The sequence below is a fragment of the Aeromonas sp. R1-1 genome (assembly GCF_040908495.1).
GTDB lineage: Bacteria > Pseudomonadota > Gammaproteobacteria > Enterobacterales > Aeromonadaceae > Aeromonas > Aeromonas veronii.
This window is the reverse complement of record NZ_JBFODV010000217.1, coordinates 1-9,627: the sequence shown is the minus strand read 5'-3', so window position 1 is coordinate 9,627 and position 9,627 is coordinate 1. Positions and strand designations below refer to the sequence as shown.

Below are 9,627 nucleotides of genomic sequence, written 5' to 3'. Positions count from 1 at the left end.
GGTGCAGTACTACAAGATCGCCAAAGACGACATTCGCGAAGCCCGTGCCGAGGCCGAAAAAGCCGAACGCGCCAAGCAGCGTTTCGAGGCCAAGCAGGCCCGTTTCGAGCGGGAGAAAGCGGCCCGCGAAGCGCGCCATGCCGAAGCCGCCGCACAGCGCCGTCAAACCATGACGGCCGCAGGCGGCGAAGATCCGGTGGCAGCCGCCCTCGCCCGCATCAAGGCCAAGCAGGATGCCCCCATCACAGCCATTGCCGCCACCGCCGAGGGCTTGCCTGACAACAGCGCGGTGATCGCCGCCCGCGAAGCCCGCAAACGGCAAGCGGAGGCGCGCCGCGCCGCCAAGCTGGCAGAGAGCGCAAACAGCGAAACAGCTGCTGCGCCGCAATCCGCCGAGACAGTTGACCCCGCCAGCGATCCCAAAAAAGCGGCCATCGCCGCGGCTCTTGCTCGTGCCAAAGCCAAAAAGGCGGCTCAGGCTGGCGATGCTCCTGCTACAGATAGCGCGGCCGAGAGCCAGCCTGCAGCAGACGCCGACCCGAAAAAGGCAGAGTCCGATCCGAAAAAGGCGGCGATTGCCGCCGCCATTGCCCGCGCCAAGGCCAAAAAGGCTGAGGCGAATGGCGAACCGGCAAGCGCAGATCACAGCGCGGCAGCTGACGCAGGCACACAAGGCGATGCGCCATCTGCTGCCAACGAAGCGGTCGATCCCAAAAAAACTGCTATTGCTGCTGCCATTGCCCGGGCCAAGGCCAAAAAGGCAGCCCAGCAGGGCAACAGCGCTGAGGGCGATCTGACTGCAACCGCAGGCACCAGAGAAACGGCTGCAACCCAAAGCGATGCGCCATCTGCGGCCAGCGAAGCAGTTGACCCCAAGAAAGCCGCTATCGCCGCGGCCATTGCCCGGGCCAAGGCCAAAAAGCTGGCCCAGCAGGGCGAGAGTGCCGGTGCTGAAGGTGCGCAGAGTGAGCCAGCTGCCAGCACGGAGACCCGCGACATGACGGTAGCCAAGAGCGAAGTAACCACCAGCCAAAGCGATACGGCTGCAAGCGAAGCGGTCGATCCCAAGAAGGCCGCTATCGCCGCTGCCATTGCCCGGGCCAAGGCCAAAAAGCTGGCCCAGCAGAGCGCAAGTACCAGTGCTGAGGTAGAAAATGCCGATGCTGAGGTAGAAAGTGCCGCTACTCAGGTAGAGAGTGCCGGAGCTGAGGGTGAGCGCGCACCGGCCGAGCCGATGCAAACCGATGCAGCCAGCAGTGAGCAACCACTTGCCGTAGCAGAGGCTCCTGAAGCGAGTACTCCAGCGGTTGACGCCCCGGTTGATCCGAAAAAAGCGGCCATTGCAGCCGCGGTGGCCCGCGCCAAGGCGAAGAAGCTGGCGGCCGAGGCAGCCAGAGCCGCCGGGACCGCCGCTGAAGATGTCCCGTCAGCCGACCGAACAACCACAAGGTAATCGACAGACTCATGTTCAATATTGCGACTGCGCCGTTTGCCCATAACCGCAAACAGACCCGAACCCTGATGCTGCTGGTGATCCTGGCCTGCGTGCCGGGCTTGCTGGCCCAGACCTGGTTCTTCGGCTGGGGCTCCTTTATCCAGATCCTGCTGGCGCTGGTCACTGCGCTGCTGTGCGAGGCGCTGGTGCTCAAGCTCCGTGGCCGCGCCATCAAGCCTGCCCTGATGGATGGCAGTGCGGCGCTCACCGCCGTGCTGATCGGTCTCTCCCTGCCGCCGCTGCTGCCGTGGTGGATGCTGGTGGTGGGCACGGCCTTTGCCATCATTGTTGCCAAACACCTTTACGGCGGACTGGGCCAGAACCTGTTCAACCCGGCCATGGTCGCCTATGTGCTGCTGCTGGTCTCCTTCCCGGTGCAGATGACCAGCTGGCTGCCGCCGGAGAGCGTGCGCGCCTACAGCCTCGGCTTTGGTGATGCGGCGTCGGTGATATTCACCGGCTTTAGCCTCGACGGTTACAGCATGGCCCAGCTCAAGCAGGGGGTGGACGGTCTCACCATGGCGACCCCCCTCGATACCCTGAAAACCGGCCTGACTCAGGGACTCACCACCGGCGAGATCCTGAACGGCCCGCTGTTTGAGGGTTGGGGCGGCATCGGCTGGAGCTGGGTCAACCTCGGCTATCTGCTGGGCGGCCTGTTCCTGCTGCAACAGAAGGTGATCAACTGGCGCATTCCCACCGCGATTCTCGGTGCCCTGCTGGCAGCCTCCACCATCGGCTATCTGGTGAGCCCGGATGCGACCGCCACGCCCATGTTCCATCTATTCAGCGGCGCGACTATGCTGGGGGCCTTCTTTATCGCCACAGATCCGGTCAGCGCCTGCACCACGCCGCGCGGCCGACTGGTCTATGGCGTGCTGATTGGGGGGCTGGTCTACATCATCCGCCGCTTTGGCGGCTATCCGGATGCGTTTGCCTTCGCCGTGCTGCTGGCCAACCTCTGCGTACCCTTTATTGACAGCCTGACTCGCCCGAAAGTGTATGGAGCCCGTCGCCAATGATGTTTCTGCCCTTTTCCCCCATCACAGCTGACGGAGCCCGGACATGTTAAAGAGCATGCGCAAGAACGGCCTTATTCTGGCGATGTTCGCGCTCGGCTGTACCGCGCTGGTGGTACTGACCAACGAGTTGACCAAGGATAAAATCGCCCACCAGCAACAGCTGGAGAAACAGCAGACACTCTCGGTATTGCTGCCGGAGGGGAGCTATGACAACGATCTGGTGGCCAGCTGCAAGCAGGTGACCAGCAGGAAGTATCTGGGCAGTGATCAGCCGCAGGCCCTCTATACCGCCAGCAAGAATGGCGTGGTGACCGGCTATGCATTGGAGGCGATCGCGCCGGATGGCTACAGCGGGGCGATCCGCATCGTGGCGGGTTTTGATGCCAAGGGCACCATCACCGCCGTGCGCGTGCTCGCTCACAACGAGACCCCGGGCCTGGGTGACAAGATCGAGCTGAAGAAATCGGACTGGATCAACAGCTTTGCCGGAAAATTCCTGACCCATGACAACGAGCCCCAGTGGGTGGTGAAGAAGGATGGCGGCGAGTTCGATGCCTTTACCGGCGCCACCATCACCCCGCGAGCCGTGGTCAAGGCGGTGAAGAACCTGCTTAAACTGCAGCAGGAGCAACCCGAACTGCTCAGCAACGCCCCGGCTTGTCCGGCGGCGAACTAACGGAGTCGAGCCATCATGAACCAGATGGAACAGATTGAAACGGGCGCTGCCCCGATTGCCGAGCTGGAAAGCCGCAAGGGCGAGCTCAAGGAGCTGATGAGTCAGGGGCTGTGGAAGAACAACCCCTCGCTGGTGCAGGTGCTGGGGCTTTGCCCGACCCTCGCCGTCTCCTCCACCTTTACCAATGCGCTGGGGCTGGGCCTTGCCACCATGGCGGTGCTGGTCTGCTCCAACCTCGCCGTCTCGCTGGTGCGCAACTGGGTGCCGAAGGATATTCGCATCCCGGTCTATGTGATGATCATCGCCTCGCTGGTGACCAGCGTGCAGCTGCTGATGAACGCCTACACCTATGGCCTCTATCAGGCGCTCGGCATCTTTATCGCCCTGATCGTCACCAACTGCGTCATCATAGGCCGCGCCGAGGCCTATGCCTCCAAGAACCCGCCACTGCTGGCGGCCCTCGACGGCCTGATGATGGGCCTTGGCTTTACCCTGGTGCTGCTGGTACTGGGCGGCATGCGCGAGATCATCGGCATGGGCACCCTGTTTGATGGCGCCGAGCTGCTGCTGGGCGAGTGGGCCAAATCCCTGCGCGTCGAGCTGTTCCACGCCGATGCCAGCCTGCTGCTGGCGATTTTGCCGCCGGGCGGCTTTATCGGGCTGGGGCTGCTGATCGCCGCCAAGAACGCCATCAACGACTGGCGGGACCGCAAACAAGCCGCTACCGTGGCCCACTGCAACGTTGCCCCGGCCCGCGTCCGGTCGACCGAACTATGATCGGACGCAAGGCATGAACAACCAGAAACGCAGAGAGATCCTCGAGCGACTGAGGGAAAACAATCCCCACCCCACCACAGAGCTCAACTTCAATTCGCCGTTTGAACTCCTGATCGCCGTGCTGCTCTCGGCGCAGGCGACCGATGTCAGCGTCAACAAGGCGACCGACAAGCTCTATCCGGTGGCCAACACCCCGCAAGCGATGCTGGATCTCGGGGTGGACGGGCTCAAGGAGTACATCAAGACCATTGGTCTCTTCAACACCAAGGCCGAGAACGTCATCAAGACCTGCGCCATCCTGCTGGAGCGCCACGGCGGCGAGGTGCCGGAGAATCGCGAAGCGCTGGAAGCCCTGCCGGGCGTCGGCCGCAAGACCGCCAACGTGGTGCTCAACACCGCCTTTGGCTGGCCCACCATCGCCGTCGATACCCATATTTTCCGGGTATCGAACCGCACCGGCTTTGCGGTAGGCAAGAACGTGGATCAGGTGGAAGAGAAGCTGCTTAAAGTGGTACCCGCCGAGTTCAAGCTGGATGTCCACCACTGGCTCATCCTGCACGGGCGTTACACCTGTCTGGCTCGCAAGCCCCGTTGTGGTTCCTGTATCATCGAGGATCTGTGCGAGTACAAAGAGAAGGTCTATCCCGAGAACTGATAGCCTCGCAACCGAGATTGAAAGCAGTACACATCACCAACCCGGAGAACTGAGCAATGAGAATTCTGCATACCATGCTGCGTGTCGGCGATCTGCAACGCTCCATCGACTTCTACACCCGTGTCCTTGGCATGAAGCTGCTGCGCAAGAGCGAGAACAGCGAGTACAAGTACACCCTGGCTTTCGTCGGTTACGGTGACGAGAAGGATGAAGCGGTGATCGAGCTGACCTACAACTGGGGGGTGAGCGAGTACGAACTGGGCTCAGCCTATGGCCACATCGCGCTGGAAGCGGACGACATCTATGCCACCTGCGATGCCTTGCGCGCCGCCGGTGCCAAGATCACCCGCGAACCGGGCCCGGTCAAGGGCGGTACCACCGTCATCGCCTTCGTCGAAGATCCGGACGGTTACAAGATTGAACTGATTGCCAAGAAAGATGCCGGTACTGGCCTCGGTGACAGCTTCTAAGCAGCCCTAATCCCGCTGCCTAATGGCAGGATCAAAAAAGAGCGCAGATGCGCTCTTTTTTATGCTTCTCTGACCTAGGACGGCGCTAGATCTCGCCATTGCGCCCCATGCTGATCACCACCCGCCGGTTCTTGGCACGTCCCTGTTCGGTTTCGTTGGAGGCAACGTGCTGCTTCTCACCATGCCCCTCCACCGAGATCTTGCCGGGATCGATCCCCAGATCGACAAACACCTTCTTGATGGCATCGGCCCGCTTCTCGGAGAGTTTCAGGTTCGGCCAGCGGCCGCCATAGCTGTCGCTGTAGGCGTCTATCACCACTACGTCGATGCTCTTATCCGCCTTGATAAACTCGCTGATCATCGCCAGCCGCCGCTTGGAGGGGATGGAGAGCTGATCGCTGTTCTTGTCGTAGGTGAGCACGCTAAAGGCGATGTCGTTGAAGCTGTAGGGCAACAGTCCGCTCAGACAGTCTATAAAGGCCTGATATTTCACCCGAAAGTTGACCGACGAGAGGGACACTCGCACCGCACGGTTCTGGCGATACCAGTCCCGATACTGGAAGGTCGGCATCCGCCCCCCCTCCAGCTCGTCGAGCATGGTCCAGGCGGTTTGCCCCTCTACCAGCCCATCGAACTGCTGATAGAAGCGCAGCTGGCTCACTTCTCGCCCGGCGATCCCCGGGCGCCATACCGGCGGCATGATGCCAAGGCTCACCGTCTGGGTCTGGGCCTGCGGCCGCTTGCCCTTGAGCTCGAAGTCGAGGTTGATCTTGCGCCCGGCGCGGCTGACAAAGGCCCCCGTTCCCCAGTTGGGAATAGGATGCTCGAGGCGACACTCAATCTGGGTATCGGAGGTCAAACGCCAGACGGATTGATCCAGACCGGCACCAAATTCGGTGACTCCAGCCTGTAACTGCATACTCACGGATATGCTGACCAACCCCAACATCCAAGCGTTCAATTGCTTGTCCTCCACACGATCTCACAAGAGATATCGGCGGCAAGAGGCCAAGCTTTAGCGACAAACTGCAAAGGCGTGCCGTTGGTGTGGCAAAGGCTTGCCCCCAAGCGGCAACTGACCGCAAGCGGCGCTTGTTCCCCCCTCTTAGCTCCGTGCCAACCGGCAGGAAGCTCGCTACAGTAAAACCAGGGCAACCAGACGCCGCTTATCGGGAACCACACTCATGCACAGCTCTTGCTCCTCTTTATTGCAGATGTTGTTGCCAATGCTGCTGGCGCTATCCGGCGGCGCCGTCAAAGCCGCAACACAGGATCAGGAGTGGGCACAGGAGCGCGCCAATGCGGTGCTCTCGCTGATGACTTTCACCGTGGTGCCCGACATCACCGCCAGCAACCTCGATATCGGCAGCGGCACCAATCAATCTGCCGCCCTGAACATGACCCAGATCGGTGGCGGCGCCACCATGAGCGAAGCCGTGCCCATCTATCTGGAAGGGGCGATCGGCTTTAGCCGCTACGATCCCCAGTTTGTGGTGAGCAACGGCACCGAGAGCCGCACCCTCCCGACCAAGTGGAACAGCCTGACAGCTTCGGGCGGGATCGGCTGGGATATCGCCCTCCATGAAGACCCGCGCGGTGGCCACTGGGTACTTCGCCCCATCGCCAACGTCTCGCTCGGTACCATGGCCAGCGATCTGCGGATCGGCAACTGGCTGCTGGAGCGCACCAAGGGCTACTCGCTGGATTTTCTCGATGGTGGGCAGCTCAATATGTACGGACTGGGAGGCTCGCTGATGCTCGACTACGAGCTCTTTTCAAAGGTGCAGGATATCGATATCGAAGTGCGCTACTCCTACCAACACCTGCAAAGCTTTGGCGGTACCTCGACCAGCGTCCGTGGTCACGCCGAGGCGGAGAACCTCGGTCTCTATCTGCGCCGCCGGGCCCCGCTGTTCCACTGGCCCCTGCTCGACAGACCGGTACGCTATGTACTGGAAGGGGCCCATACCGCATATCTGGGGGAGCAGCGGGGGTTGCTTGGCTTTGACTCCCTCAACTCTATCGGCGCCGGTCTGGAGCTGGACAGCAGCAAATACGACATCATAGTCACCCGTACCCGGCTGGTTGCCCGCTATATGTTCAGCCACAACACCAGCGGTTATTCCATCGGGTTGGCCATGAGTTTCTGAGTCGTTAGTTTTGCCTGCCAAGAGTGGGCAATCCTCAGGAAAAGTACATTAACACTCCAGATAATCATGTCTCTATTGATGGAGGGTTTATTTATTCTGTCCTTTTCATATGCCTCACCACCCAGTCATATCAGGTAAAAATATCTGCCTGCTGGTAGGCTAATTCCCCCCTCACACACCGAATATTGGAGTTTTTTGTCTGTGTATTTACGGCGCGCAATGGCTGATTGGCCCTTGATATCGCCAGCCTGTGCCATCATGCAACATAGGAAATACTCTACTCCCGGCATTGCAGCCCTATGGCCAACTTTATCGACACCCATAAGGAACCATCCCGGATGGTCCCCCATCTTTTTCAAAGTGACTTAAACCACATATAACCCATTGTTTTAAATGGTTTATAGTTTTTCATATTTTATGAACCCAATTAATCCTGTTTTATTTTACTTACATCACCCTACTGCTAAATTTGGCGTCATCCCGGCGGGACGAGGCGCACTGAAACGACTGACTGCGGGCTACCAATAACAGGTGTGCAATGAGCACATAAATAACGTTCAGGCATAGCAACCGTTATTTTGACGACATCACACTTGCTGATCCTTGTTGATTTGAGGTTATCTGATGAAAAAAACGCTGCTTGCTCTCTCTGTATTGGTCATGACCGGAACCGCATATGCAGGGGTGCCTGATTTATCCGCCAGCTGTCCTGGACATATTAATCTTCGCGTCGAAGATGGCACGGCTTATATCAATAACCAGCAAGTTCCGCTTAAAAAAGTGAATTCAAATTTCTACGAGGCGAGCAAGGGGCGCACCACCCTCTCCATGGTGAAAAATGGCGACTGGGGCATCACCTATTTTGTCAAAAATGGCGACAGCGGCGCCTGCCAGCTCAATGACGATGAGAACGATGTCGACGGCGATGATGATGAGAGCGCCAGTAGCAGTGCCTACAACGGCAGCACTGCACAAACCAAGGTTGCCGAGAACGCCTGCATGAACGCCGTCGCCAGAAAAGCGGGCGTCAGCCGCAGCAAACTGACCCTCGACTATGTGGCCGACTCCCAGGCGGGGATGATGATTGATATCAAGGGGCCCCATGACCGGCTCTGGCACTGCCTCACCGACTCCCACGGCCATATTTCGGGGATCAATCAGGACTGATTTCGAGCCATGGCTCAACGGGGCCCACACCGACCGTGGGGGCTCCACCCCTTATCCATTGTAATTATTTGATACAGGTAAATGAAAATGAAATCCAAACAGACTCTGCTCAATGTCACCCTCGGTTGCCTGCTGGCGGTCGGTATCTCCGGCTGCGCCGTGGCCAAAACCCATCACGGCCACAAGACCCATGCCCAAGCGCACGCTCAGGAAGGGGCCGTGCAGTATGGCGACGAGAGCCCGTGGGCTGGCAACTATAAAGCGGTCACTGACGATGGCCGCACCGTGGCCGAAATTCACGTCGATACCACAGGGGAGACCTATATTGATGGCAATCAGGTCAAACCAAGTCACAGCGGCAGCGACCACCTGAAATTCAAGCAGGAGACCATCACTTACACCCTGCGCAAAAGCGGCGCCAGCTGGAAAGACAGCGATGCCGGCACCAGCGGCCGCATCCTGTTCGATTGATAACCCCGACACCGGCCTTGCCAGACACCAAGCTCCGCCAAGGGGCTTTTTTGCACCTGCAAAATACTATCAGCCTCTGCATGATCACCAACGAGAAAATAGCACGTCGCAAACTCAGCCTGCTAGCGCTCGCCAAAGAACTCAATAATGTCAGCAAAGCCTGCAAGCTCATCGGCTACAGCCGTCAGCAGTTCTACGAAATTCGCCGTAATTACCAGACCTATGGCGCCGAGGGCTTGCTCGACAAATTGCCCGGCTGTAAAGGAGCTCATCCCAATCGGGTCGCACCCGAGATTGAACAGGCCATTCTCGATTATTCCCTCCCCAGATCAACTCATGGCCCGCTGCGGGTCGCGCAAGAACTGGCTCTGCAAGGCATCAATGTCTGTGCGGGTGGGGTGTGGGGTGCGTGGCGTGTGGCGTGTGGCAACGGCACGACTTGCTCTCCAAACACGACCGCTTGTTGCGCCTCGAGAAAACGCACCGTGAGCAGACCATTGAGCTCAATGACGAGCAGATTCGCCTGTTAGAACGCTTCAGCCCCGAGTTTCGCGAACGCCAGATTGAGGTTCACTACACCGGGGAACTGGTGGCAGTCGACACCTTCTTCGTCGGTGCACTCAAGGGGTGGGCAAGGTGTATCTGCAAACGGCGTTGTTGCCTAAATCGATGCAGTTTGAAGGGAACTTACTGAGGACTCGGAGATCTGATCACCACCATCCTCTTCAAGTTTGCATCATGGGC

The 9,627-nt window shown here is 59.2% G+C and carries 9 protein-coding genes and 2 pseudogenes; 10 read left to right on the top strand and 1 reads right to left on the bottom strand.

The annotated features are described in order from the left end of the window. The 6 genes and pseudogenes from AB5Y92_RS14625 to gloA form a co-directional block, all read left to right on the top strand. Positions 1–1,453, top strand: a pseudogene (locus tag AB5Y92_RS14625) (electron transport complex subunit RsxC); the annotation flags it as partial. 11 nt (positions 1,454–1,464) lie between these two features. Next, positions 1,465–2,517, top strand: coding sequence for an electron transport complex subunit RsxD (gene rsxD / locus AB5Y92_RS14620; protein WP_368227027.1), 1,053 nt, complete (start codon positions 1,465–1,467; stop codon positions 2,515–2,517). Between the two features lie 43 nt (positions 2,518–2,560). Beyond that, entirely contained in the window at positions 2,561–3,193 is a 633-nt protein-coding gene (rsxG, locus tag AB5Y92_RS14615) for an electron transport complex subunit RsxG (RefSeq protein ID WP_368227026.1), read from the top strand. Positions 3,194–3,217: 24 nt separating this feature from the next. Next, positions 3,218–3,970 carry an electron transport complex subunit E gene (locus AB5Y92_RS14610; protein WP_368227028.1) on the top strand — a complete coding sequence of 251 codons (753 nt, stop codon included), beginning with the start codon at positions 3,218–3,220 and terminating at the stop codon, positions 3,968–3,970. A gap of 13 nt (positions 3,971–3,983) precedes the next feature. Next, positions 3,984–4,625, top strand: coding sequence for an endonuclease III (gene nth / locus AB5Y92_RS14605; RefSeq protein ID WP_108612160.1), 642 nt, complete (start codon positions 3,984–3,986; stop codon positions 4,623–4,625). Between the two features lie 56 nt (positions 4,626–4,681). Continuing rightward, positions 4,682–5,095 (top strand): lactoylglutathione lyase, encoded by a 414-nt coding sequence (gloA, locus tag AB5Y92_RS14600; protein ID WP_005347113.1) that lies wholly within the window; start codon positions 4,682–4,684, stop codon positions 5,093–5,095. A gap of 85 nt (positions 5,096–5,180) precedes the next feature. Here gloA and AB5Y92_RS14595 read toward each other — a convergent pair whose 3' ends face one another. Next, positions 5,181–6,056, bottom strand: a complete 876-nt coding sequence (locus AB5Y92_RS14595; RefSeq protein ID WP_005359611.1) for an OmpA family protein — start codon at positions 6,054–6,056, stop codon at positions 5,181–5,183. A 223-nt stretch (positions 6,057–6,279) separates the two neighbouring features. Here AB5Y92_RS14595 and AB5Y92_RS14590 point away from each other — a divergent pair, with 223 nt between their 5' ends. From AB5Y92_RS14590 to AB5Y92_RS14575, 4 genes and pseudogenes are all read left to right on the top strand, one after another. Continuing rightward, positions 6,280–7,245, top strand: a complete 966-nt coding sequence (locus AB5Y92_RS14590; RefSeq protein WP_368177714.1) for an autotransporter domain-containing protein — start codon at positions 6,280–6,282, stop codon at positions 7,243–7,245. Positions 7,246–8,025: 780 nt separating this feature from the next. Then, positions 8,026–8,412, top strand: coding sequence for a hypothetical protein (locus AB5Y92_RS14585; RefSeq protein WP_368227025.1), 387 nt, complete (start codon positions 8,026–8,028; stop codon positions 8,410–8,412). 87 nt (positions 8,413–8,499) lie between these two features. Continuing rightward, a complete protein-coding gene (locus tag AB5Y92_RS14580) occupies positions 8,500–8,883 on the top strand; it encodes a hypothetical protein (protein ID WP_368177713.1) in 384 nt (127 codons plus the stop codon). Positions 8,884–8,963: 80 nt separating this feature from the next. Next, a pseudogene (locus AB5Y92_RS14575) lies at positions 8,964–9,534 on the top strand (helix-turn-helix domain-containing protein); the annotation flags it as partial. Between the last annotated feature and the right edge of the window lie 93 nt (positions 9,535–9,627).

What these genes read in the sequence shown, in the direction of transcription:
- rsxD (WP_368227027.1), top strand. Translation starts at nt 1,465, where the DNA reads ATGTTCAATATTGCGACTGCGCCGTTTGCCCATAACCGCAAACAGACC.
- rsxG (WP_368227026.1), top strand. Translation starts at nt 2,561, where the DNA reads ATGTTAAAGAGCATGCGCAAGAACGGCCTTATTCTGGCGATGTTCGCG.
- AB5Y92_RS14610 (WP_368227028.1), top strand. Translation starts at nt 3,218, where the DNA reads ATGGAACAGATTGAAACGGGCGCTGCCCCGATTGCCGAGCTGGAAAGC.
- nth (WP_108612160.1), top strand. Translation starts at nt 3,984, where the DNA reads ATGAACAACCAGAAACGCAGAGAGATCCTCGAGCGACTGAGGGAAAAC.
- gloA (WP_005347113.1), top strand. Translation starts at nt 4,682, where the DNA reads ATGAGAATTCTGCATACCATGCTGCGTGTCGGCGATCTGCAACGCTCC.
- AB5Y92_RS14590 (WP_368177714.1), top strand. Translation starts at nt 6,280, where the DNA reads ATGCACAGCTCTTGCTCCTCTTTATTGCAGATGTTGTTGCCAATGCTG.
- AB5Y92_RS14580 (WP_368177713.1), top strand. Translation starts at nt 8,500, where the DNA reads ATGAAATCCAAACAGACTCTGCTCAATGTCACCCTCGGTTGCCTGCTG.